Source organism: Sphingobium yanoikuyae (assembly GCF_013001025.1).
Lineage (GTDB): Bacteria > Pseudomonadota > Alphaproteobacteria > Sphingomonadales > Sphingomonadaceae > Sphingobium > Sphingobium yanoikuyae_A.
This window is the reverse complement of sequence record NZ_CP053021.1, coordinates 1,826,793-1,850,685: the sequence shown is the minus strand read 5'-3', so window position 1 is coordinate 1,850,685 and position 23,893 is coordinate 1,826,793. Positions and strand designations below refer to the sequence as shown.

The window sequence follows — 23,893 nt, the reverse complement described above, 5'->3', positions numbered from 1 at the left end:
GCGCGCGGGCGCTATTTTGAGGAGCCATGATGCATCCGCGCCTTCACGCCGCCACCGAACCGGCCCGACCTGCTGCCATATTGGCCGAAACCGGCGAAACGCTGACCTATGGCGCGCTGGAAACGGTCGGCAACCAGGGCGCCCATTATTTCCGCTCTCTTGGCATCGGCGCGGGCGACACGATCGCCATTTGGCTGCCCAATACACTGCGCTATTTCGAGATTTACTGGGCAGCGCAGCGTGCCGGCCTCTATATCACACCGATCTCCACCAAGCTGACAGCGGATGAAGCGGCCTATATCCTCAATGATTGTGAGGCGCGGTTGTTGGTTGCGGATGCGGGCATGGCTGCGCTCGACGATCTGCTGGCACAGCAACCTGGCCTGTGTCCGAAACTCGCGACCATCCTGACCGCCGACAGCGACAAGTCGGGGTTGAGCCATTGGCACGATGCCATCGCGCCTTTCCCGGGCACTCCGATCGCTGACGAGAGCGCGGGCTTCCATATGGTCTATTCATCCGGCACGACCGGACGGCCCAAGGGAATCCGCCTGCCGCTGACCGGCGGCCCGGCGACCGAGCCGCATATGCTCGCCGACCGACAGAAAAGCCGCTATGGCGTAGGGCCGAACACCGTCTTCCTCAGCCCCGCGCCAATCTATCACACGGCTCCCCTTGCCTTTTCCACCTCCGTCCAGCGGCTGGGCGGGACGGTCGTGATGCTGGGCAAGTTCACCCCCGAAGCCGCGCTCGAAGCGATCCAGACCTATTGCGTCACCTCCACCCAGATGGTGCCGACGATGTTCCTGCGCCTGTTGCGCGTGCCAGATGGGCAACGGCTGGGTTATGATTTGTCTTCCCTCACCCATGTCGTCCATGCCGCCGCCCCCTGCCCGGTCGACGTCAAGCAGGCGATGATCGACTGGCTGGGACCAATTATTTACGAATATTATGGCGGGTCGGAGGGCAATGGATCGACCTTCATCACGTCGCAGGAATGGCTACGTAAGAAAGGATCGGTCGGCCGGGCGGATTGGGGGACCATCCATATCTGCGACGAGGCAGGCCATGAACTGCCCACCGGCGAGCAGGGGATCGTCTATTTCGAGGGCGGCTGGGACTTCAAATATCTCAACGACGAACAGAAGACGGCCGATGCGCGCAATCCGCTCCACGCCGACTGGTCCACGCTGGGCGATGTCGGCTATCTCGACGCCGACGGCTATCTGTTCCTGACTGATCGCAAGAGCTTCATGATCATTTCGGGCGGGGTGAACATCTATCCGCAGGAAGCGGAGAATATATTGAGCTTCCATCCCAAGGTTGCCGACGTCGCGGTAATCGGCGTACCCGACGTGGACATGGGCGAGGCGGTGAAAGCGGTGGTCCAGCCGCGCGACTGGACGGAAGCCGGCGATGCTCTGGCCGAAGAGCTTATCGCTTATTGCCGCGCCAGATTGAGTGCGATCAAATGCCCGCGATCAGTGGATTTCGAGCGCGAACTGCCGCGGCACGAGACCGGCAAGCTCTACAAGCGCGAGATTCGCGACCGCTACTGGCAAACGAACGACAAGCGTATCGCCTGATGTACGTTCAGGCGCCCGCGCGCACCGCCTGGTCCCAAGCCAGTTCCGCCAGTGCTGGAAAAGCGTCGGCGCGGCTCTTCGCCTCCGCATTGGCCGCGGTACCGCGCAGATAGCGTCCCTTTATGCCATGGATGATCGCAGCGAAGCGGAAGAAGTTGAATGCCATGGCGAAATCATAGCCTGGCAAGGAGTCCCGGCCGCTGTTGCGGCAATAGGCGGCGAGATATTCCTCTTCGCTGGGGATGTTGAGCGCCTTGAGGTCCGCGCCTGCCAAGCCCGGCACGATCAGCGGCGGCATCCGGTACATCATCGCATGATAGGCAAAATCGGCAAGCGGATGACCGAGCGTCGAAAGCTCCCAGTCCAGCACGGCGGTGATGCGCGGCTCGCTGGGGTGAAAGATCATATTGTCGGAGCGGAAATCCCCATGGACGACCGAAACCTCCTCCCCTACCGGGATGGCGGTGGGGAGCCATTCGATCAGCCGGTCCATATGCGGATTCCGGCCCGCTTCCTCGTCCGCCAGATATTGCTTCGACCACCGGGCGATCTGCCGTTCGAAGTAGCTGCCGGGACGACCATAATCCTCCAGCCCAACGGCCTTGTAATCGACCTTGTGAAGGGCGGCGATGGTGGCGTTCATCGCCGCAAAATAGGCGGGGCGCTCCTCACGATCGACATCGGGGAAGGTCGCATCCCACATGATGCGTCCCTCCACCATCTCCATGATGAAGAACCAAGTGCCGATGACGCTGTCGTCAGTGCACAGACCATAGACATGGGCGACGGGAAAATCGGCCTTTTCGAGCGCCGCGAGGACGCGCGCCTCGCGATCGACCGCATGGGCGCCCTTGACCAGTTGGCCGGGCGGCTTGCGGCGCATGACATAACTGCGCCCGGGCGTGATCAGCTTGTAGGTCGGGTTGGACTGGCCGCCCTTGAACTGCTCGACGATGAGCGGCCCCTGATAGCCTGCCACATGGTCCTGCATCCACGCCGCGAGCGCCGCTTCGTCGAAGCGATGCTGTTCGCGGACGGCGCTCGTGCCCTTCTGGTCCTCGAAGCTCATCGTACCTCCATTGCAGGTGCCGTTTCCAGATCGCCGCCCTGGGCATGTTTCCAATCGCGCTTGATCTTCTTGGCCAGGCTCCATTTATGCACTTCGGTAGGGCCATCATAGATCCGGAAGGCGCGAACCTCTCGGTAGAAGGCTTCCACCATCGTGTCTCGGGTGACGCCGGTGCCGCCCAGCACTTGCACGCAGCGGTCAGCGACGCGACTGAGCGCTTCAGACACGGCGACCTTGGTCATCGAGCTTTCCACGGTGCCCAGGCTTCCGGTGTCCAGCACATCGGCGCACCAGTCGATCATCAGTTCCGACTGCTTGAGGTCGATCATATTCTCCGCCAGCATGAAGCCGACACCTTCATGGTCGATCAACTGCTTGGAAAACGCCTTGCGCCGGTTGGCATAATCTACCGCGATCTCGTGCGCGCGTACCGCGACGCCATGCCAGCGCATACAATGCGAAAGGCGCGCGGGGCTGAGGCGAACCTGCGCATATTTGAAGCCTTCGCCCGGCTCCCCCAGCATCTGGTCGGCGGGGATGCGCAGATTGTCGATCTCGATTTCCGCATGGCCGCCGGGCATGGCATCGTCGATCGTGTCGAGCACGCGCACCGTCCTGATCGCCGGGTCGGGCAGATCGACCATGAACATGCAGGCGCCACCATCGGCGGTTCCGCCCTGCGCCCTGGCCATGATGATACCAACACCTGCGCCATCAGCGCCGGTGATGAACTTCTTGCGCCCGTTCACGACCCAGTGGTTCCCGTCTAGGCGGCAGGTCGTCTTCATCATCGAGGGGTCCGATCCTGCGCCGTCCTCGCTCGCCGGTTCCGTCATGAAAAAGGCCGAACGCATCCTGCCTTCGACCAGGGGCTTGAGGAAGCGCGCCTTAAGTTCGGGACTGCCGACCTTGCCCAGCAGGTACATATTGCCCTCGTCGGGTGCAGTGGTGTTGCAAGCGAGCGGGCCAAGAATCGACAGGCCCGACTTGCGCAGGACCAGCGCGGTCTCCCGCTGGGTTAGATGGCTGCCATCGGGCAGGATGTGGGGCGTGAGCACGCCCGCCTCGCGCGCCAGGCCCTTCAGTTCATCCACCAGTTCGTCCGACGGACCATGGCTGTTGCGGCGCGTGTCGCTTTCATAAGGAACAACGACATTCCTGACGAATTTTTCGACTCGCGCGGCGATCTCCATCGCACGCTGCGAATATTGTTCCTTGGCTTCCACGGTCGCCATATCATTCTCCCTCGAAACGATTTTCCGGGCGTCAGCCCGCTATACGGGCCTTTGCCGCCGCATATTGTGCGGCGAGCTTTTCCACCAGCTTGGCCGCGGGCACGACCGCGTCGACCGCGCCGATACCCTGGCCGCAGCCCCAAATGTCGCGCCAGGCTTTCTTGCCGTCGGACAGATCGGCGAAGTTCATCTTCGACGGGTCGGACTCGGGCAGGTTGTCGGGGTCAAGCCCGGCCAGCAGGATGGACGGCTTGAGATAATTGCCGTGGATACCGGTGAAAAGATTGGAATAGACGATATCCTCGCCGGAACTGTCGACAATCATCTGTTTATAGGCGGGGTCCGCATTGGCCTCCTCCGTCGCGATGAAGGCCGAGCCCATATAGGCAAGATCGGCGCCCATCGCCTGGGCCCCCAATATCGCATCGCCAGTCGCGATTGATCCGGACAGGGCGAGCGGGCCGTCCCACCAACTGCGGATTTCCTGGATCAAGGCGAAGGGCGAGAGCGTGCCGGCATGGCCGCCCGCCCCGGACGCAACGGCGACCAGCGCGTCGGCACCCTTTTCCACCGCCTTCTTCGCAAAGCCATTATCGATGACATCGTGGAACACGATACCGCCATAGCTGTGGATCGCCTCGAACACGTCGGTGCGCGCACCGAGCGACGTGATGACCATCGGCACCTTATATTTAACGCAGAGCGCCAGATCCTCCTCCAGCCGAGGATTGGTGCTGTGGACGATCAGATTGACGGCAAAAGGGGCGTCCTTATCCGTCAACTTGCTGCTGAGCTTCTGCAACCATTGTTCGAATGTGCCGGAAGGGCGCGCGTTGAGCGAAGGGAAGGAGCCGACCACGCCCGCGCGACATTGCGCGATCACCAGGTCCGGCTGCGAAATGATGAATAGCGGCGACGCGATTACCGGGATGGACAGGCGATCCTTGAACAGGGCGGGCATCGACATGGTGGCGGCGGGTCTTTCAGTTGGATGGTGGACGTCGCGCGATCAGACGCGGCCGGTGACGGGCAGGCTGGCGCCAGTGATCGCGGAAGCGGCATCGGACAGTAGGAAGGCGACGACCTGCGCGAGTTCGAGCGGCGTCACCCATTTGCCAGCGTCAGCATCCCCCATGTCGGCGCGGTTGGCGGGCGTGTCCATGATCGAAGGCAGCACTGCGTTGACCCGAATGCCCTGCCCCTTATGCTCCTCGGCGAGCGCTTCGGTGAGGCGGGCGACGCCGGACTTGCTCGCGGTATATGCGCCCATGCCCATGGCGGCCCTTGCCGTGGCGGCCGCCCCCACATGGACGATGGCGCCTCCCGCCGGCATCAGCGGCACGGCGGCGCGGGCAGCATTCAGCGCGGTACGGACATTAATACGGTAGAGGAAATCCCAACTGTCCGGGCTGCCTTCCATCACCGTTTCCCAACGGAAACCGCCGGCGATGCTGGCAAGGCCGGCTATGCCGGATGACAGCGCGGAATGGGCGAACGCAGCGTGGGTCGCTTGCGTATCGGTCAAGTCGACGCCGCCGATGAAGATGCCAGGAAAATCGGCGGCGCTATCGGCCAGGTCGAGCCCGACGACGGAGAGGCCCTGATTGGCCAGATGCGCGGCCACGGCCGCTCCCAATATGCCCGCTGCCCCCGTGACGACGATCGGCTTGCTCATGATCCCATTCCTTCAATTGTCGATGGTCCCGCGGCCGCCGCCGACCGGGATGGTGACGCCCGACAACCAAGCGCCTGCTCGCGACGACAGGTAGATCACGGCGCCGCCAATATCCTCTGCCGTGCCTATCCGCGCTCCGAGGGGCGATGCGGCAGCAGCCATATCCACTTCATTGTCGAAATCGGCGACCGACGCGGTCATCTTCGAAGGGAAGAAGCCCGGCGCGATCGTGTTCACGCTGACATGCTCTCCCGCGAGAAACTTGCCCATATGGCGGCCCATGTGGATGAGGCCCGCCTTGGTCGCCGAATAAGGATAGCTTTCCCATAGCGGCACCTGCATCCCGTCGATCGACGCGATGTTGATGACGCGCGCGGGATCCTCCGCCGTACCGGCGGCCCGCAGGGCGGGCAACAGCGCCTTGGTGATCTCGAAAGGGGCGAGCAGGTTGAGTTGGAGCACCTTTTCGAATCCGGCGCGGGGAAACTGGTCAAGCGGCGCACCCCAGGTCGTGCCCGCATTATTGACGAGAATGTGCAGCGGACCGGCCGCATTCACGACATCCGCCACCTTGGTCACGCCCGCTTCGCTGCCAACGTCAGCGGCGATGGCAGTCACGTCGCCAAAGGCGCGCAAGCGGTCGGCGGCGGCCTCTATATCCTTCTCCTTGCGCGAGCAGATGAAGACCTTGCAACCTGCCTGCACCAGCGCAGTGGCGATCATATAGCCGATGCCGCCCGATCCGCCCGTGACGAGGGCGGTTTTGCCGCTGATGTCGAAAAGCCTTGCAATGTCCATATTTCAGCCTTTCGCCCTGCTCCTGAGTCTGCACGCCTTGGACCAACATAGATATATAGGTCAACTATGTTTGAACAGGCCGAAGCGTCAAGGCGCGACAATTGCCTGCAATTCGGATTCCAGCCAGCCGCGGATGCCGGGACTAAGTTCGCCGGTCAACGGGTCAAGCGGGAATACCGACCGGTAAAGGAAGAGGCCGGCCGTCACCAACAGCAGCCGGGCAGCCCGGTCCTCCGCATCGCTGGTGCCGAACCATTGGGCAAGCGGGGCGGCGAGCTTTGTGCGTACCAGCCTTTCGGTGATCGCACGCGCGCCCTGATCCGAGGTCGAGAGCATCATCATGTTGAGCGGATGGCCGCCGCTCTCGTCGCGCTCGATCAGCCGTTCCAGCAAGGCATGGCCGAAATTCTCGTGCGGTACGCCCGTCAGCACACGATGGTCGAACACCGATTCCAGTGCGGCTTCGAACAGTCCCTCCTTAGACCCGAAATAGCGGCTGACGAGACCCGGACTGACATCGGCACGGCGGGCGATGTCGCGCACGCCGGTTTCGCCGAAGCCATGGCGGGAAAAAATCTGCCGCGCCGCGAGCAGGATACGTTCGCGGGTCGCTTCCGCATCTCGTTTTTTGTCTGCCATCGCGGGCGAGGATGTCAGGGCAACGCGCAATTGACAAGCCATGTATACCACTGTTTACTTATGCAAGAGTCCCGAATCGAACGTGGACCACCGTCATGCGCTAGGAGAGAATTGCCATGAATCTGGAAGCCCCCGACGTCAGCCTCCACATCGGCCACGAAAGCCTTTCGTCCGGTTCGGGCGGAACCCATGACCATATCAGCCCTGTCACCGGCGCCGTGCAGAAGAGCATCCCGCTGGCCGGCCCGGCGGAAATCGAACGCGCCGTCGCCAAGGCCGAATCGGTCCGCGAACAATGGCGCCGCACCCGGCCGGAAGAGCGGCGCGCCATCCTCAACCGGCTGGCCGACCTGATCGAGGCGAATGCGCAGGAATTCGGCAAGATGGCGGCGCTGGATGGCGGCACGCCGCTGATGATGGGCACCGGCAGCGTCGGCACAGCGGTCGCCTGGACCCGCTATTATGCGGGCTGGTGCGACAAGCTGTCGGGCGAAATGATCTCCACGCTCGATACGCGCGGCGAATTTTCCTACACCGTTCCCGAACCGATCGGCATCGTAGGCATCATCATCACCTGGAACGGGCCGCTGATCTCGCTGGGGATGAAGGTCGGCCCGGCGCTGGCGGCGGGGAATTGCGTGATCGTCAAGCCGGCCGAACTGACGCCCTTCGCGCCCGAACTGTTCGCGCGGCTGGCCCAGGAAGCAGGCGTGCCCGACGGCGTGCTGTCGATCCTGCCGGGCACGGCGGAGGCGGGTGAAGCGCTGGTGCGGCATTCCAAGGTCGGTCTCATCACCTTCACCGGGGGGCCGACCACTGCGCGCAAGATCATGTCGGCCTGCGCCGACCGGATCAAGCCGTCGATTATGGAACTGGGCGGGAAGTCGGCCAGCCTTCTGTTCCCGGACGCGGACGTGGACGCGGCCTGCGAACGGGCTATCTTCTGGACGATCGGCATATTGGCCGGCCAGGGCTGCGCGCTGCCGACGCGCTTGCTGGTCCATGCCGATATCTATGACGCCGTGCTCGAAAAGCTGACGGCGATCGCCAGCCGCTACAAGGTCGGCAATCCGTTCGAGGAAGGCACGCAGGTCGGCCCGCTGATCAACGCCGCGGCGGTCGAGCGGGTGCTGGGCATGTTCGACCGGGTGCGGTCGAAAGGATCGGGCCGTTTCCTCATGGGCGGCGCTCGTTGCGGCGGGGATCTCGCCAAGGGCAACTATGTCGAACCGACGATCATCGCCGATGCCGACCCGGACAGCGAGATTGCGCAGGTCGAGATTTTCGGACCGGCGCTGGTCGTCATGAAGTTCCATGACGAGGACGAGGCGGTCGCCATCGCCAACAACAGCGAATATGGGCTGGCGGCCTATATCCAGTCCAATGACCTGAAACGCGTGCATCGGCTGGCCGAACGGCTTCATGCGGGCGGCGTCTATGTCAACGGCGCGACCCAGATCAACGCCCACACGCCCTTTGGCGGCATCGGCATTTCCGGATTCGGCAAGGAAGGCGGGAAGGCCGGGATCGACGAATTCCTGCACTACAAGACCGTCACCATCGCCTGAAATCCAGCCTGAGCAGGAAGACCCGACATGACATTTTCGATCGAACACTATCGGCTGGACGGCAAGGTGGCGATGGTCACCGGCGCCGGGGGCCGAGGCAATAACATCGGCCGCGCCTATGCGACGGGGCTGGCGGCGGCCGGGGCGGCCGTGGTTGTCGCCGACATCAATGGCGAGGGCGCCCATCTGGTCGCCGACGAGATCGTCGCGGCGGGCGGCAAGGCGATCGCCGTTCAGGTGGACATCACCGATCTTGCAGCCGTCGATGCCATGGTCGCGGCGGCACAGGCGGAATTCGGGGGCGTCGACATATTGGTGAATAATGCTGCGCTGATGGTGGAATCGGTCGGCACCCCGCTGCTCGACATGCCGGTGGACGCGTGGCGACGGCTGATGGAGGTCAACTTGCAGGGCGCGGTCAATTGCTGCCGCGCCGCCCTGCCCCTTCTTGAAAAAAGCGGGAACGGGCGCATCGTCAACCAGTTGTCGGCCGGCGCCTTTCCGGCGCAGACCGCCTATGGCGTCAGCAAGGTCGCGATGCTGGGACTGACCACGACGCTGGCGACCGAGCTTGGCCCCAAGGGCATCGCGGTCAACGCCATTGCGCCGGGCATGACCCAGAGCGACGCGGGCAAGATGCTGACCCCGGACGAAGGGCCGCTGGTAGACATGATGAAGATGCGTATCCCGCTGCGGATGAAGGGCCAGCCCGACGAACTGGTCGGCGCGCTGCTGCTGCTCTGTTCGCCCGCAGGGGCGTGGATCACCGGGCAGACGATCAATATCGATGGCGGATGGGTGCTGCGCAACTGAAGCGGAGAAGCGGCTTAAGGTGACAAAGGCACCGCAAGACGCCCAGGCCGCTGTCACCTTATGGCGCTTTTGATGCAGGCAGCGGCGGCGCGTCCCGGATCGCCGCCGCCACCAGATAGCGCGCGATGCCCGGCTCCAGCGTGAAGGCTCCGCCGCGCGTGATGCGGATGGTCGTATGCCCGTCGAGCGCGCGAGTCATGGCGACGTCGAACATCCGGGCGCGACCAATGTCGAGCGCCTGATCCCAGGCTGCGGCAAAACTGTCCGCGCCTGGGCGCGCGCGCAGCCGATAGGCGCTGGCCCGCGTCATGCCGACGGCGCGCGCCGCCTGTCCCAATGAACCGAGCGCGCCAAGCGCGTCGATGAAACGCTGCTGCGTGCGCCGCGTCCAGCCATCATGCCGCTGCCGGGCGAACGGCACGGGTGTGAATGGAATGATGATCTGGGGCGAGTCGGGGACTGTCATCCGACAGTTTGAAGCAAATGAAATCCTACATTGGAAGCGTTTTGTCGGCGCGGCGATTTGGATGCCGCGACGGGGATAGGTGGGACACGGAATGGCGATTTCGCACGATGTTTCCCGGGAAAGGGACATGAAAATCCCGTCACCCCAGCGACCCGAAGGGCGGCCGAAGGCCAACGCTGGGGTTTCGTGCGGCGGGGCGCAGCAGTTCAACTTGGTGCTTGCCCCAAGCGTAGCGCGCCATCGCCTGAGAGCCAAGCGTTCGCTGGGGTGACGGTAATAGGGGATGACAGCATTCGCGCGGCGGCGACGAAGCGGAACGCTGGATCGAATTCGGGGTCACGCAGACAATTCGACGCCCTGCCCGACGCCATGGCGGGCGCGGTAGCGGGAGGGACTCATGCCCGTCCACGCATGGAAGGCGCGCGTGAAACTGCGCGGTTCGGCATAGCCCAGGGCAGCCGCGATCGCTTCCACGCTGCGCCCAGTGCCGGCGAGCGCGCGGGTGGCCGCGTCGCGGCGGACATTTTCGCGAATGGTGGTGAGGCTGCTTCCTTCTGAACGCAGGCGGCGGCGCAGCGTGTCAGGGTGGAACGTGAGCGCCTGCGCCACCCCATCCGCACCCAGCGCCGGGTCCTGCGCCAGCATGAGGCGTACCTTGCGGGACAGGGTGCGGTCGCTCGCGGGGATCGACATCATGGCGAGCGGCGCGTCGCGCAGCATCTCCGCCAGTTCATCCCTGCTGCGGCGCACGGGAGCCCTGAGCGCATGGGCATCCATGGCGATGGCGCGATCGTCCGCGTCGAAAACCCGGGGACAGGGGAAGAGATATTTGAACTCCTCGAAATAGCCGTCCGGGCGCGGATAATCGAAGCGCGCTTCCAGCATCGGCACCGTCTCTCCCGCCAGCCAGCAAGCCAGTCGATGCCAGATGATGAGCCAGAACTCGCTGAAATATCGGGTCGGGTCGCGCTGCGGTTCGGCGAAGCGGACGGCGATGGCCAGACGATCATGACTGTCGTGCGCGACCGTGTGGATGTCCTGGCTGGCGAGATTGTAGAAGCGGATCGCGCGGCGCAAGCCGTCGGCGACGCTGGGGCCGGCGAGCGCGACTTCGCAGGCGAAGGCGAAGGCGCCGAGCGGCATGGCATGGGCGGTGTAGCCCATATATTCGTCACCAAGAGCACGCCATATGCTGCGCACGAGGCGCGCCATCGCATCGACATCGCCGCGCCAGGTGGGGTCATGGAGCTGGGCGGGCGCGATGCCCGCTGCGCGGAGAAGATGGTCGACGTCCACGCCCCGGCGGCGCGCGCCATCGGTGCACACATGGAAATAATAGCGGTCGATCGTGGCCATATCGTTCTGCCCGATTTGGTGAGTTTAAGTCGCTCATACTGACCTGTCGGCGTCCGACAGGGAAGCCTAGACTAAGCCCCATTCGTTTCGCCGGGTAGGACGAGAAACGATCCGAGGAGATCATCATGGCCACCACCATCGACCGCATTCCCGACCGCATCGACACCGGCGTGCAGCGCCGCGAGGAGAGCGCCGCAGAGCGCTGGGCGCGCTTTGCGCCAATCGCCACGGGCGAAGACTATGTGGAGTCGTTGCGCAATCGTGGCGTGACCGTCTATCTGTTCGGAGAGCGCATAGCCGAACCGGTCGACCATCCGATCATCCGCCCGTCCATCAATGCGCTGAAACGCACCTATGACCTGGCGGTGGAAGACCCGGAACTGGCGACCGCCCATTCGTTGCTTATCGATGCGCCGGTCAATCGTTTCCTGCATATCGTAGGCAGTCCGCAGGATCTGGTGATGAAGAACCGGATGCAGCGGCGGCTGGGCCAGTTGACCGGCACCTGTTTCCAGCGCTGCGCGGGGCTGGACACGATCAGCGTTCTGCATTCGATCACCTATGATATCGACCAGAAACACGGCACATCCTACCATCGGCGCTATCTGGACTTCATGAAGGAGGCCCAGCGCAACAACATCATCCTGGGCGCGGGCATGACCGACCCCAAAGGCGACCGGTCCAAGCGGCCGAGCGAGCAGGCCGATCCCGACCTGTTCCTGCACGTGAGCCGCCGCACCGAGAAGGGCATCTATGTTCAGGGCGCCAAGGCGCACATGACCGGCGGCCTCAACAGCCACTGGATCGCGGTGATGCCGACGATGAACATGGGCGAGCAGGATCGCGACTATGCCGTCGTCGGGCTGGTGCCGGGCGATGCGGAGGGCATCACCTATATTTATGGTCGCCAGTCCTGCGACACGCGGGCGATGGAAGCAGGCGACATCGACAAGGGCAACGCGCAATATGGCGGGCAGGAAGTGCTGGTCGTGTTCGACGACGTCTTCATTCCCCATGAGCATGTGCTGATGGATGGCGAATATGAATTCGCGCAGGAGATGGTCGCGCGTTTCACCGCCTATCATCGCGCCTCCTATGTCTGTAAAACGGGGCTGGGCGACGTGATGGTGGGCGCGGCCGCCGCGATCGCCGACTATAATGGCGCCGACGCCGCCAGCCATGTGAAGGACAAGCTGGTCGAGATGACGCATCTCAACGAAACGATCTTTTCGTCCGCCATCGCGTCCAGCCATGAGGCCAAGCCGTTGCCGTCGGGTATCTTCATGAACGACGCGATGCTGGCCAATGTGTGCAAGCATAATGTCACCCGCTTTCCTTATGAGATCAGTCGGCTGGCGCAGGATCTGGCGGGCGGTCTGATGGTGACGCTGCCCAGCGAGCAGGATTTCGACCAGGAGGTCGCGGGCCCGATGCTGAAGAAATATTTCCAGGGCCGCGCGAATGTGCCGATCGAATTCCGCCAGCGCATGTTGCGGCTGGTCGAGAATATGACGCTGGGCCGCAATGCGGTGGGGTATCTGACGGAATCGCTGCACGGCGCGGGCAGCCCGCAGGCACAACGTATCCAGATTCTGCGCGGCATGGAGGTGGAACGGAAAAAAGGCTATGCGCGCGATCTGGCCGGCATCCGTAACGCAGAGAGCGACGCGGCCTGACCGGCGATAGATCGACTGCGGCGCCCGGCGTGATCCGGCATCGGCCGCGGTCATCGCCTGCTGGAAAAGGGGCCGGCCGCATTTCGCCGGTTGCCGTTGGGGGACAAGCCGGGCAGAACGGTGGTTCAGTCGCGGCAGACCCCCTCATGCGCCGGCGCGCACCCTTATATCAGACACGCCGTAAGAGCGGCATTGGGAGGCATTATGACCGGGATCATCGACAGGAGCAGGGCTGATAGCCGTGCCGACATCTATGACCGCATCGTCGCCGAGCGACGATCGGTGCGCGCCTTTCTGCCTACGCCCCTGCCCGCCGACCTGATCACGCGGCTGTTCACCGTAGCCGGGCGCGCACCGTCCAACTGCAATGCGCAGCCATGGACCACGCATATCGTGTCGGGTGCATCGCTGGCGCGCATCCGCAATGTGTTGCTGGAACAGGCGAGGGCCGGACAGATCGATCCCGACGTGCCGCTGACGTCGACCTATGTCGATCAATATAAGGCGCGGCGGATCGGTTCCGCCGTGACCTTGTTCGAGGCGACCGGCGTGGGTCGCAACGATACGGAGGCGCGGGAAGCATCCTTCCTGCGCAATTTCGAGCTGTTCGACGCACCCCACGCGGCATTCTTCTTCATGCCGCGCTATTTCGGGCTGCGCGAGGCGGCCGATGTCGGCATGTACGCGCAGACGCTGATGCTGGCGCTGACGGCCCATGGTCTGGGATCGTGCGCGCAGGGGGCGCTCAGCCATTATGCCAGTGCGATCAAGCGCGAATTGGGCGCGTCCGACGAACTGATATGCCTGTTCGGCCTCAGCTTCGGCTATCCGGACGAGGATCATCCGTCTGCTGCGGCGATCACCGACCGGGCGCCCCTGTCGGAAACCGTCATCCTGCACGACTGAAGTCATTGGGGAGTATCGCCATGTCCACGCTACAACCCCTTGGTCCCACATCGCACAGCTTCGTGTCGCAGCGGCTGCGGCTCAACTATCTGGACTGGGGCAATGCGCAGGCTCCGACCCTGATTCTGATCCATGGCGGGCGAGACCATGCGCGTAGCTGGGACCAAGTGGCGCAGGCGCTGCGCGACGACTGGCACATCATCTGCCCCGACTTGCGCGGCCATGGCGACAGCGCATGGTCGCCGGACGGGGCCTATACCATGCCCTATTTCATCTGCGACCTGGCCCAGCTGATCCACCAGCAGGGTGAGGCGCCGGTCACGATCGTCGCCCATTCGCTGGGCGGCGCGATCTCGCTGCGCTATACAGGCCTCTATCCCGAACATGTGCGCAAGCTGGTGGCGATCGAGGGGCTGGGCCTGCCTTCCGCCGCGACCGGCATGGGCGTGGAGAGGCCCTTCAACACGCTGTGGCGGGACTGGATCGAGGAGCGGCGCAGTCTGGCCGCGCGCCAGCCGCGCCGTTACGCCTCGATCGAGCAGGCGCTGGCGCGGATGCTGGCGGAGAACAGTCATCTGACGGAGGCGCAGGCGCGGCACCTGACCGTGCATGGAGTCGCCCGGAACGAGGATGGCAGCTTCAGCTGGAAATTCGACAATTATGTGCGGAGCGGGCCACCGTTCGACATCAGCCCTGCGGAACTGCACGCGCTGTGGGGCAACATCAGCTGCCCGACGCTGCTATGCTATGGTAATGACAGCTGGGCCGAAAACCCGCTCGAAAATGGACTGTCGGCGCATTTCCGCGATGCGTCGGTCCAGACCTTCGACAATGCCGGTCACTGGCTGCATCACGACCAGTTCGATCAGTTCATCGCGACCCTGCGCGCCTTTCTCTAACCTCGTCGCGGGCGATCGCTTCGCTCCTTGCGGACCACAGGCTGCACGCAGGAGCGATCCCTAGGTTCGCGCGCCCGTCATGCTGCTCCGCACCAATTGGGCTTGACAATATTGAGTGAGCTAATGCTATGCTTGCTCAATATTTGAGTGCCGCACCGTGACCGCCGAGTCCCGCGGCTTTGGAACAGAGGGGAAAATCCATGCGCTTCATTCTTGCTCTTGCCGCCGCGATCACCGTTGCCTCGCCCGCGATGGCGCAGACCGCCGCCAATCCGCCGAAGGAAGGCGCGATCATCCGTGACGCAGCCAAGGCACGATTGGGCAAGATCGACCGCGTCTATCCCGATGGCTCGGTCCAGTTGATCTACCGTTCCAAATTCGTGACGATCCCCGCCGACAAGGTGATCGTGGCCGAAGATGGCGTGATGACCTCGCTCAGTCGCCAGGAAGTGTCGAAACTGAACTGATCGCAGGGCGCGCCGCAAGGCGCATCGCGGACGGAAAAAAGGGCCAGCCGGCAGCGACCGGCTGGCCCTTTTTTGAATGAGGCCGTCTTCAGAGCGTCCGGGCGATCAGCATCTTCATGATTTCGTTCGATCCGCCATAGATGCGGCTGATCCGGGAATTGCGGAACATGCGGGCGATCGGATATTCATTGATATAGCCGTAACCGCCATGCAGTTGCAGACACTGATCGACGATTTCCCATTCGGTATCGGTCGCCCATAATTTGGCGATGGCGGACGTGGTGCCGTCCAGCGTGCCGTCGATTGCCTTTTCGATACAATCGTTGACGAAGGTGCGGGCGATCCGTGCCTTGCTGTACATTTCGGCAAGCTTGAACTGGGTGTTCTGGAAGTCGAACACCGGCTGGCCAAAGGCCTTGCGCTGTTTGGTATAGTCGATCGTGAGGGCCAGCGCTTTTTCCATAACGATAACGCTGGTGATGGCGATCAGCAGCCGTTCGCGTGGCAGTTCCGCCATCAGTTGGAAGAAGCCCTTGCCCTCCTCCTCACCCAGAAGATTCTGCGCCGGAACCCAGACATCGTCGAAAAACAGTTCGGACGTGTCCTGCGCCTCGTTCCCGATCTTGTCGAGATTCTGGCCACGACGGAAGCCCTCCACCTCGTCGGTTTCCACCACCAGCAGGGAAACGCCACGCGCGCCCTTCGACGGGTCCGTCTTGGCCACGACGACGATGAGGTCGGCGATCTGGCCGTTGGAGATGAAGGTCTTGGACCCGTTGATGCGATAGCCGTTCCCGTCCTTGAGCGCGGTCGTGCGGATCGCCTGGAGATCGGACCCGGCGCCCGGTTCACTCATCGCGATGGCGGCAACGAGATCGCCCGTCACCATCCGCGGCAACCAGCGCTGCTTCTGTTCCTCGGTCCCGTGCAGCTGGATATAAGGGGCCACGATGACATTGTGCAGCGACGCGGCGAAGCCTTCCGTGCCCTTGCGCGAAATCTGGTCCACGACGACCAGATCATGGCGGAAATCTCCGCCATGGCCGCCATAGGCCTCCGGCACGGACACACCCAGCAGGCCGGCTGCGCCCGCCTCGCGCCAGAAGGCGCGCTCCACCTGACCGTCCTCGCGCCATCTATCCATCCGCTCGGCGGGAGCATGTTGGTCCAGGAACTTGCCGACCGCGTCATGGAACATGGTGAGTTCCTCATCGGCCATGTAGGCGGGCTGGGGGAATTCGAGCGTCATCGCGGAGCCTTTGCAGCAAGGGGCGAATGGTTCGCCCGCGGGGAATCAAACCATTTCCATCGCAAAGAATGGCGCAAAGAGCAATATTACTTAGTGATATACGTCAGTCAACATCCATCGACTCGCAGGCCGGCAGCCCCGCTGAGAGATCAGCCTGCTCGAGATTGGCAATCATCCGGTCGAGTATATCGCTGACCATGGCCAGCTCCTCACGCGTCACCCCTGCCAGCTGGTTGCGCTGCTCATCCTCGCCAAGCATCGTGAGTTGCGCCAGCAGCGGTGTGGCGGCGGGGGTGAGGTACAGACGGTGGGCGCGGCGATCATATTGATCAACGCGCCGTTCGATCCAGCCCTTTTCCACCAGCCGATCGACCAGCCGACTGGCGGTCACATCGCCGACATCCATTGCTTCCGCGATGGAGCGCTGCGTCGCCCCTTCGGCACGGCTGACGGCATGGATGGCCCGCCATTGGGCCAGCGTCATTCCCATGGTGCGGGCGCGCATGTCGAACCGCTTGCGTTGCAAACGGGCGGCGAGGCTGATGCGCAGACTGATCGTGCGCTCGCAATCTGTCAGGCGCCCGGGGATCGCCCACCTCCCATATAACCTGGTTAAACATCTTGCCCCGTGCCGCATTGCACGGCAAGGACGGTCAGGAGATGAATAGCGGGAGGGAAAGCATGTCGCCAGTTGAATCACAAGCCGTCATCGAACGCCCCGGCATACGCATCAAGACCCGGTTTACCGAACTGGCGGGGATCGAGCATCCCATCGTCCAGGGCGGGATGCAATGGGTGGGAACCGCCGAGATGGCGGCAGCTGTCTCCAATGCTGGGGGCCTGGGCATGTTGACCGCGCTGACGCAACCGACTCCTGACGCACTGCGCCGCGAGATCGCACGATGTCGCACGATGACCGACAAGCCGTTCGGCGTGAACCTGACCATATTGCCGTCCATCAACCCGCCGCCCTATGCCCAATATCGGCAGGCGATCATCGATGAAGGCATATCGATCGTCGAAACCGCAGGCTACAAGCCGCAGGAGCATGTCGATGCCTTCAAGGCGCACGGCATCAAGGTCGTGCATAAATGCACCGCCGTGCGCCACGCTCTGTCGGCCGAGAAGATGGGCGTGGACGCCATATCCATCGACGGGTTCGAATGTGCCGGCCATCCGGGCGAGGACGATATTCCCGGCCTGATCCTGATCCCCGCCGCCGCTGACAAGGTGAAAATCCCGATGATCGCCAGCGGCGGCTTGGGCGACGGGCGCGGCCTGGTCGCCGCGCTTGCCCTGGGTGCCGAAGGGATCAATATGGGCACGCGTTTCTGCGCCACGAAGGAGGCGCCGATCCACGAGAATATAAAGCGGGCGATGGTGTCCGCAGACGAACGTTCTACCGCCCTGATTTTCCGAACCTATCGCAACAGTGCGCGCGTGGCGAAAAATGCGATCACCGAGCAGGTGCTCGCCGCCGAGGCGAAGGGTTTGCCCTTTGCGGAGGTTGCCCATCTGGTGAAAGGCGCGCGCGGCAAGGAAGGCCTGGATAATGGCGATCCCGATCATGGCATCTGGACCGCCGGCCTCGTCCAGGGGCTGATCCACGACATACCCAGCTGCCAGGACCTGATCGACAGAATCATGGCCGACGCGGTGACCATCATCAACGGACGCCTCGCCGGCTTCCTGTCCCGCTGATCCCGACCCGACCGGTCGCAGCGAAGGGGAAGACAGAACGGGCGCCAGTCAAGGAGAGCAGGATGCACAGTGTCGACCACATGAGCCCCGAGACCGGCCCCTCCCCCGCGCGCCAGCTGTCGGCCGCGCGTCGGATACTGCTGATCGCGGCGATTCTGAGCGGTAATGCCGCCGCCGCCCTGCTGTACGATGCGTTGCCGCCGATCCTAGCGGATCTGGCAAGGCTGCTGGGCGGCGGCACGCGCGGCCAGTTCCTGGCGCAATTGGCGAGCACGTTGCCGATGCTGGGCGTGATGCTGTCGGGGCTGTTTTCAGGCCTGCTGATCGCCATGATCGGCATCCGACCCGTGCATCTGGGCGCGTTGGTCCTGTTCGCCCTGTTCGGCACGGCCGGTGCCTTCATCGACCAGCCATTGCTGCTGCTGGGCAGCCGGTTCGTCATGGGTTGCGCGATCGGCACGATGATTACCTGCGGCACGACGCTGATCGCGGCGTGGTTTACCGGCAAGGATCGCGCGCGCATGAACGGGTGGCTGGTGAGCGCCGGGGCGATCGCGGGGATCAGCTTCCTGTTCATTGCCGGGCAGGTCGCTTCGGCCTGGTGGCGCGCGCCCTTCCTTCTGCACGGGCTGGTCGGCATCCTCTTCCTGCTTCCGATCCTGCTGCTGCGCCCCCTGCCCGCCGTGGCGACGCCCCCGCTGGGCACACAGCCGGGCCATATCGCGCGCCTGCGTCGCTTGGCGCCCGTAACCCCCATCTACCTGATCGCGCTCGCTCTCTTCATCCTGATGCTGCTGTTCAATGTCCAGACGACCTTCCTGATGAGCGACGTCGGCATCACAAGCCATGCGAAGATCGCGCTGGTATTCATGGTCAACGCCGCCGCCGTGACGCTGGCGTCGGTGGGATCCGGCTATGTCGCGAACGGCCTGACCCCGGCCAATGCCATGCGGATCGTGTTCCTGCTGGTAGCGGGTTCGATGCTGATCGTCGGGGCCGCCCGTGCGCAATGGCAATTCGCGCTGGGGCTTGGGATCAGCGGCATCGGTGTGGGCGTCGGGCTGACGACGCTGTGGACCTGGACAATGCAGCGCGCGCCCAAGGATGTGCTGCCCCATGCCGTGGGCCTGATGATGACCTGCATGTATCTGGGTGGGGCGGCCAGCCCGTTCGTGCTGGCGCCGGCCCGGGCGATATTCGGCCTTCGCGGCCAATATTTCGCGCTGGCCGCATTGATCGTCGCCATCATATTGCTGCTGGCAATGACGGGACGCCGCCGATCGGATCGCCCGATGCCGGCGGAATAGGCCTATTTGCGCCGTTCGTTCGCAAGCGCGGTGCAGGCGATGAAGCCGATCGCGCCGTTGCGGTCGTGGATCCGGCAATGTCCGACCGCTATGCCGTCCGACGCTTCATGCCCGGTCGCCTCGAAGCCGATCCATTCCCCTTGCGGCGGCCGATGGAGGTGCAGGCTGACGTCGCTGTTGATGTAGCGAATCCCTGCGTCGCCCGCGTGAACGAAGGCGCTGACGAAGTCGGCGGCGAGCGCGACGCGGGCATAGGGCCCGAGCGGTTCGCCGGCGACCAGCGCCAGCGTTTCGCGCAGCCACAGCCGTTTGGGCTCGACCGCGCCCAGATGGCCTGTAATCGCGCGAATTTCGAAATGGCGGGGCTGCTTGCCATCCGGCATCGGCGGCAGGGCGGCGGGATCAGGCGCATCCCAGGGCGGCGGCGCCCAGACGCGACCGGGAGGCGCTTGCGTGAACCGCAGGAATTGCATCGTCGCACGCGCCACGGTCGCGTCGTTCACCATCATCGTCGCTTCGACCAGCGCCATGCGCGGCCCCGCGCGCACGACATGGGTCTCGATCCGGGCCGGGGCGAAAGGCGCGATGCGGACCATGTCGATCGTGAAACGCGCGGGCACCCAGTCGGCCGCACCGTGTCTTAGCGCGATTTCAGCGCCCATCAGCCCGACCAAGGCGCGCCCATGCAGCGAATCATGGCGCCACCAGCCCCGCGCAGCCTCCTGCGGAACGAAGGATGTGCCGTTCCGAACGAAGAATGAAAGCGCGTCCACTCGTTGACCGGCCCCGTCTATTGCCCGCGGCCGCGCGCCTGCACAGCCTGTCGGCGCGCCTCGACATCTTCGGGCGCTACCTTGCCATTGGCCGCCGAGGAAATGCGGTGCTCGATCGCCAGCGCATCGCCGAAGCTGGCGGCATAGCCTTGGTCGATCAACTGCTTGTAGGCGAGCATCATGCGCGGTTCGATGCTGGCCATGTCGGCCGCCAGCGCGCGCGCGCGCGGCATCAACTCCTCCGGCGCGACGACCTGATTGACCAGTCCCCAGCGTTCGGCCGTCGCTGCGTCCAGAAAATTGCCGGTGAACGACAATTGTTTGGCGCGGCTAATGCCGATGATGCGGGAGAGCTTCTGCGACAGGCCCCAGCCGGGCAGGATGCCGACGCGGGCATGGGTGTCGGCAAAGCGCGCATTGGTCGATGCGATCAACACGTCGCAGGCCAAGGCGACTTCGAACCCGCCGGTAATGGCGACGCCATTGATGGCACCGATGACGGGCTTGGTGCAGACCTCGATCGCCTTGACCGGATTTTCGTCCGCGCCTTCAGCATTGGCGGCGCCGAGCGCGCCCGGCTGCGAACCCAGTTCCTTGAGGTCGAGACCGGCGGTGAAGGCCCGCTCGCCCGCGCCGGTCAGGATCGCCGCGCGCACGTCGTCGTCGCTATCGATCTGCGTCATCACTTCATAGAGGCGCGAACGCAACGCCTTCGACAGCGCATTCATTGCTTCGGGGCGGTTGAGCGTCACAACCGCGACGCCATTGTCCTTCTCGACGGTAACCAGATCGCTCACGCGGGCTTCCTTTCCTGCTTCCGCACGCGCTCGTGCGCGCAATTCATGCTTCAATATCTTACCCGTGCTGTTGCGCGGAAAATCATCGACCAGGACCAGTTGTTCGGGCGTCTTTTGCCGCGCGATACCGGCCTTGGCGAAAAAGTCGCGGACCGATTCAAGGTCGACGCTCGCGCCGGGTCGGGGCACCACGTAGGCGCGCACGACTTCGCCCATCCGCGGGTCGGGCGCGGCGACGACAGAGGCTTCGGCAATGTCGGGATGGGTGAAGAGCAGATCCTCCACCTCCCGTGACGAGATATTCTCGCCCCCGCGAATGATGACGTCCTTCTTTCGGTCGGTGATGATGAGGAAACCATCGGCATCCAGTCGGCCGATGTCGCCGGTGCGAAACCAGCCACCAGGCAGGAAGGCGGCAGCGTCGAGCGAATCGTCAAGATAGCCAAGGAACAGTTCGGGGCCACGCACGATCAGCTCGCCTTCTTCCCCGTCCGGCACCCTGTGGCCGTCATCATCGACGAAGCCGACTTCCGATCCGCGCATCACCTGTCCTTCGGTCGTCAGGCGCTTTTCCATCGAATCGCCGGGATGCCCGGTGGTAACGGTGGGATGTTCGCTCGACCCATAGCAGCGGAAGGTCTTCAACCCGTGCGCGGAACAACGGGTGATGAGGCTGGCCGGCACCGGTGCCGCCCCCACCATGCAGCTGCGCAGGCTGGAGAGGTCGCGACCGTCCCGCTCGGCAGCTTCCAGCAGGCCCGAGAGATGAAAGGGCGTGAAGGAAGAGGAGACGATACGGTATTTTTCCACCAGCATCGCCGCTTCGCCCGGTTCCCATTGGTCCATCAGCACCACCGGCGCGCCGGTAACGAGAAAGCGCATCAACTGGAACGCGCCTGCGACATGGCCCGGCGGCCAGGGACAGAAGGCGATTTCATCCTCCAGATCCCGGCGCGACCAGGCGATCGCGTCGACTTCGGACAGAAGCGTGCGCGCGGAATGCTTCACGCCCTTGGGATCGGCCGTGGTGCCGGAGGTGTAGACGAGAATTGCCAGATCGTCGGGACTGCGTACAGCTGCAGGGCCGATCGCGATCGGGGCGAGCATGGCGTCCCAGGGCACCGTGCCGGGCGCGGCATCGCCGATCATGACGTGCGTGGTAAGCGCGGGGAGTTCCCCGGCCTCAGCCAGCGTCGCGGCATAGTCCGCCTTGCGCCAACGGTCGGGGGTGACGATGAGCCGGGCGCGCGACTGGGCCAGGATGAAGCGCAGTTCCTTCGCGCCATAGATGGAGACGACCGGTAACAGTACCGCGCCCGCATGGGCGATTCCGACCGCCGCGATCATCCATTCGGTCCAGGCGGGCAATTGCACCGCAACGACATCCCCCGGCGCGATGCCGCGGGCGCGCAAATGTTCGCCAAAGCGCAACCCCAGTTCGTGGACCTGCATCAGAGTCTGCATGCCCGGCCGAACCTGCGAGGAGACAGCGACCCAGCTGGCCCCGTGGATCTGCGCACCCTGGGCGAACGCCTCGCTCAGGCTGCGATCGGCAAAGCTTCCGGCTTCCATCAGGGTCTTGCGCTCCTCTTCCACATGCGGCCGTGGCCATTGCAGATCCAACAACTCGCCGGTCTCATATAACAACAAAGTCTACTTAGCTAGCGATGTCGCTTCCCATTGTCACCCGCCCTTGCTAACAGCGTCGCGGTAACGGAAGCCAGGAAGAGGGACGCCGCACCGATGACGCACGAATCGCCCGCGGAGACTTACCCCGAAATTCGAGACGGCGTCCGCCAGCTGGTTGCTGCATTCCCCGGCGAATATTGGCGCGCGCTCGATCGCGAGCGCCGCTATCCCACCGCCTTCGTCGAGGCTCTCACCAAAGCGGGCTATCTGGGCATGTTGATCCCGGAAGAATTTGGCGGGTCGGGCCTGGGCCTGTCGGCGGTCTGTGCCGTGCTGGAGGAAGTCCATCGGTCCGGCGCAAACGGCGGCGCGGCGCACGCCCAGATGTACACCATGGGCGCCATCCTGAAACATGGCAGCGAGGCGCAGAAGGCCCGCTATCTGCCGGCGATCGCCGCGGGCGCGCTACGGCTCCAGGCCTTTGGCGTGACCGAGCCGGGCGCAGGCACCGACACGACCCGCATCAGTACCTTCGCGCGGCGCGACGGCGATCATTATGTCGTGAACGGCCAGAAGATATGGATCAGCCGGGCCGAGCATTCGGACCTGCTGCTGTTGCTGTGCCGCACGGCTCCGCGCGATGAAGGCGCCAAGCCGTCTGCGGGCATGAGCCTGTTGCTGGTCGACATGCGCGAGGCGAAGGGCAACGGACTTACCGTCCAGCCGATCCGCACCATGCTGAACCATGCGACGACAGCTTTATTCTTCGATGACCTCAAGGTGCCGGTGGACAACCTGATCGGGATCGAGGGGCAGGGATTCAAATATGTGCTGGACGGCATGAATGCCGAACGCGTCCTGATTGCGGCCGAATGTATCGGCGACGGCCGCTTCTTCATCGATCGCGCTTCCGCCTATGCCAAAGATCGCACTGTCTTCGGTCGGGCGATCGGCGAGAATCAGGGCGTCCAGTTCCCGATCGCCCGCGCCCATGTGCAACTGTCGGCGGCGGCCCTGATGGTCGACAAGGCCGCGGCGATGTTTGATGCAGGCCAAGCGTGCGGTACCGAGGCGAACATGGCCAAGCTGCTGGCATCGGAAGCGAGCTGGTATGCGGCCGATCAATGCATCCAGACCCATGGCGGCTTCGGTTTCGCGGAGGAATATGACGTCGAGCGCAAGTTCCGCGAAACGCGGCTGTACCAGGTTGCGCCGATCAGCACGAACCTGATCCTGAGCCATGTCGCCACACATGTCCTGGGATTGCCCAAGAGCTTTTGATGA

General features: G+C 63.8%; 22 protein-coding genes. 10 read left to right on the top strand and 12 right to left on the bottom strand.

The window, feature by feature from the left end; all coding sequences use genetic code 11:
* Positions 1-26 precede the first annotated feature (26 nt).
* Positions 27-1,586 (top strand): acyl-CoA synthetase, encoded by a 1,560-nt coding sequence (locus HH800_RS09280; RefSeq protein WP_206379209.1) that lies wholly within the window; start codon positions 27-29, stop codon positions 1,584-1,586.
* 7 nt (positions 1,587-1,593) lie between these two features.
* Here HH800_RS09280 and HH800_RS09275 read toward each other — a convergent pair whose 3' ends face one another.
* The 6 genes from HH800_RS09275 to HH800_RS09250 all read right to left on the bottom strand — a co-directional run bounded on the left by HH800_RS09275 (position 1,594) and on the right by HH800_RS09250 (position 7,002).
* On the bottom strand, positions 1,594-2,655 hold the full coding sequence (locus HH800_RS09275; protein WP_228221256.1) for a phosphotransferase: 1,062 nt from the start codon (positions 2,653-2,655) through the stop codon (positions 1,594-1,596).
* Positions 2,652-3,890, bottom strand: a complete 1,239-nt coding sequence (locus tag HH800_RS09270; protein ID WP_169860846.1) for an acyl-CoA dehydrogenase family protein — start codon at positions 3,888-3,890, stop codon at positions 2,652-2,654. The genes HH800_RS09275 and HH800_RS09270 overlap by 4 nt, the downstream gene beginning before the upstream one ends.
* A 31-nt stretch (positions 3,891-3,921) precedes the next feature.
* Positions 3,922-4,857: an NAD(P)H-dependent flavin oxidoreductase gene (locus tag HH800_RS09265; protein WP_169860845.1), complete on the bottom strand. Its 936-nt coding sequence runs from the start codon at positions 4,855-4,857 to the stop codon at positions 3,922-3,924.
* A gap of 42 nt (positions 4,858-4,899) precedes the next feature.
* Entirely contained in the window at positions 4,900-5,565 is a 666-nt protein-coding gene (locus tag HH800_RS09260; RefSeq protein WP_169860844.1) for an SDR family oxidoreductase, read from the bottom strand.
* 12 nt (positions 5,566-5,577) lie between these two features.
* Positions 5,578-6,363 carry an SDR family NAD(P)-dependent oxidoreductase gene (locus HH800_RS09255; RefSeq protein ID WP_169860843.1) on the bottom strand — a complete coding sequence of 262 codons (786 nt, stop codon included), beginning with the start codon at positions 6,361-6,363 and terminating at the stop codon, positions 5,578-5,580.
* Between the two features lie 87 nt (positions 6,364-6,450).
* A complete protein-coding gene (locus HH800_RS09250; protein ID WP_169860842.1) occupies positions 6,451-7,002 on the bottom strand; it encodes a TetR/AcrR family transcriptional regulator in 552 nt (183 codons plus the stop codon).
* A 116-nt stretch (positions 7,003-7,118) separates the two neighbouring features.
* Between HH800_RS09250 and HH800_RS09245 the strand changes: the two genes are divergently transcribed.
* Both HH800_RS09245 and HH800_RS09240 read left to right on the top strand, forming a co-directional pair.
* Positions 7,119-8,570, top strand: a complete 1,452-nt coding sequence (locus tag HH800_RS09245; RefSeq protein ID WP_066863699.1) for an aldehyde dehydrogenase family protein — start codon at positions 7,119-7,121, stop codon at positions 8,568-8,570.
* A gap of 27 nt (positions 8,571-8,597) precedes the next feature.
* Positions 8,598-9,383, top strand: coding sequence for an SDR family oxidoreductase (locus HH800_RS09240; protein ID WP_169860841.1), 786 nt, complete (start codon positions 8,598-8,600; stop codon positions 9,381-9,383).
* Positions 9,384-9,441: 58 nt separating this feature from the next.
* Here HH800_RS09240 and HH800_RS09235 read toward each other — a convergent pair whose 3' ends face one another.
* The gene (locus HH800_RS09235; RefSeq protein WP_169860840.1) at positions 9,442-9,849 is read right to left on the bottom strand and encodes a hypothetical protein; all 408 of its coding nucleotides are present in this window, start codon (positions 9,847-9,849) and stop codon (positions 9,442-9,444) included.
* Positions 9,850-10,185: 336 nt separating this feature from the next.
* Positions 10,186-11,205 (bottom strand): AraC family transcriptional regulator, encoded by a 1,020-nt coding sequence (locus HH800_RS09230; RefSeq protein WP_169860839.1) that lies wholly within the window; start codon positions 11,203-11,205, stop codon positions 10,186-10,188.
* 125 nt (positions 11,206-11,330) lie between these two features.
* Here HH800_RS09230 and HH800_RS09225 point away from each other — a divergent pair, with 125 nt between their 5' ends.
* From HH800_RS09225 to HH800_RS09210, 4 genes are all read left to right on the top strand, one after another.
* Positions 11,331-12,881 carry a 4-hydroxyphenylacetate 3-hydroxylase family protein gene (locus HH800_RS09225; protein ID WP_169860838.1) on the top strand — a complete coding sequence of 517 codons (1,551 nt, stop codon included), beginning with the start codon at positions 11,331-11,333 and terminating at the stop codon, positions 12,879-12,881.
* Positions 12,882-13,085: 204 nt separating this feature from the next.
* The gene (locus HH800_RS09220; protein WP_169860837.1) at positions 13,086-13,787 is read left to right on the top strand and encodes a nitroreductase; all 702 of its coding nucleotides are present in this window, start codon (positions 13,086-13,088) and stop codon (positions 13,785-13,787) included.
* Between the two features lie 20 nt (positions 13,788-13,807).
* A complete protein-coding gene (locus tag HH800_RS09215) occupies positions 13,808-14,686 on the top strand; it encodes an alpha/beta fold hydrolase (protein ID WP_066856784.1) in 879 nt (292 codons plus the stop codon).
* A 200-nt stretch (positions 14,687-14,886) separates the two neighbouring features.
* Positions 14,887-15,153 (top strand): hypothetical protein, encoded by a 267-nt coding sequence (locus tag HH800_RS09210; RefSeq protein ID WP_066856787.1) that lies wholly within the window; start codon positions 14,887-14,889, stop codon positions 15,151-15,153.
* Positions 15,154-15,241: 88 nt separating this feature from the next.
* Here HH800_RS09210 and HH800_RS09205 read toward each other — a convergent pair whose 3' ends face one another.
* Together HH800_RS09205 and HH800_RS09200 are read right to left on the bottom strand one after the other, a co-directional pair.
* Positions 15,242-16,402 (bottom strand): acyl-CoA dehydrogenase family protein, encoded by a 1,161-nt coding sequence (locus tag HH800_RS09205; RefSeq protein WP_169860836.1) that lies wholly within the window; start codon positions 16,400-16,402, stop codon positions 15,242-15,244.
* A gap of 103 nt (positions 16,403-16,505) precedes the next feature.
* On the bottom strand, positions 16,506-16,907 hold the full coding sequence (locus HH800_RS09200; RefSeq protein ID WP_169860835.1) for a MarR family winged helix-turn-helix transcriptional regulator: 402 nt from the start codon (positions 16,905-16,907) through the stop codon (positions 16,506-16,508).
* A gap of 218 nt (positions 16,908-17,125) precedes the next feature.
* On the opposite strand from HH800_RS09200, the gene HH800_RS09195 reads away from it, so the two are divergent.
* Both HH800_RS09195 and HH800_RS09190 read left to right on the top strand, forming a co-directional pair.
* Positions 17,126-18,103, top strand: coding sequence for an NAD(P)H-dependent flavin oxidoreductase (locus HH800_RS09195; protein WP_169863282.1), 978 nt, complete (start codon positions 17,126-17,128; stop codon positions 18,101-18,103).
* Positions 18,104-18,165: 62 nt separating this feature from the next.
* Positions 18,166-19,410, top strand: coding sequence for an MFS transporter (locus tag HH800_RS09190; protein WP_169860834.1), 1,245 nt, complete (start codon positions 18,166-18,168; stop codon positions 19,408-19,410).
* Positions 19,411-19,412: 2 nt separating this feature from the next.
* Here the strand turns inward: HH800_RS09190 and HH800_RS09185 are convergent, their stop codons facing one another.
* Both HH800_RS09185 and HH800_RS29485 read right to left on the bottom strand, forming a co-directional pair.
* Entirely contained in the window at positions 19,413-20,183 is a 771-nt protein-coding gene (locus tag HH800_RS09185) for a thioesterase family protein (RefSeq protein ID WP_169860833.1), read from the bottom strand.
* A 17-nt stretch (positions 20,184-20,200) separates the two neighbouring features.
* Positions 20,201-22,576, bottom strand: coding sequence for an enoyl-CoA hydratase (locus HH800_RS29485; RefSeq protein WP_169860832.1), 2,376 nt, complete (start codon positions 22,574-22,576; stop codon positions 20,201-20,203).
* Positions 22,577-22,723: 147 nt separating this feature from the next.
* Between HH800_RS29485 and HH800_RS09175 the strand changes: the two genes are divergently transcribed.
* Positions 22,724-23,890, top strand: coding sequence for an acyl-CoA dehydrogenase family protein (locus HH800_RS09175; protein ID WP_169860831.1), 1,167 nt, complete (start codon positions 22,724-22,726; stop codon positions 23,888-23,890).
* Positions 23,891-23,893: the final 3 nt, after the last annotated feature.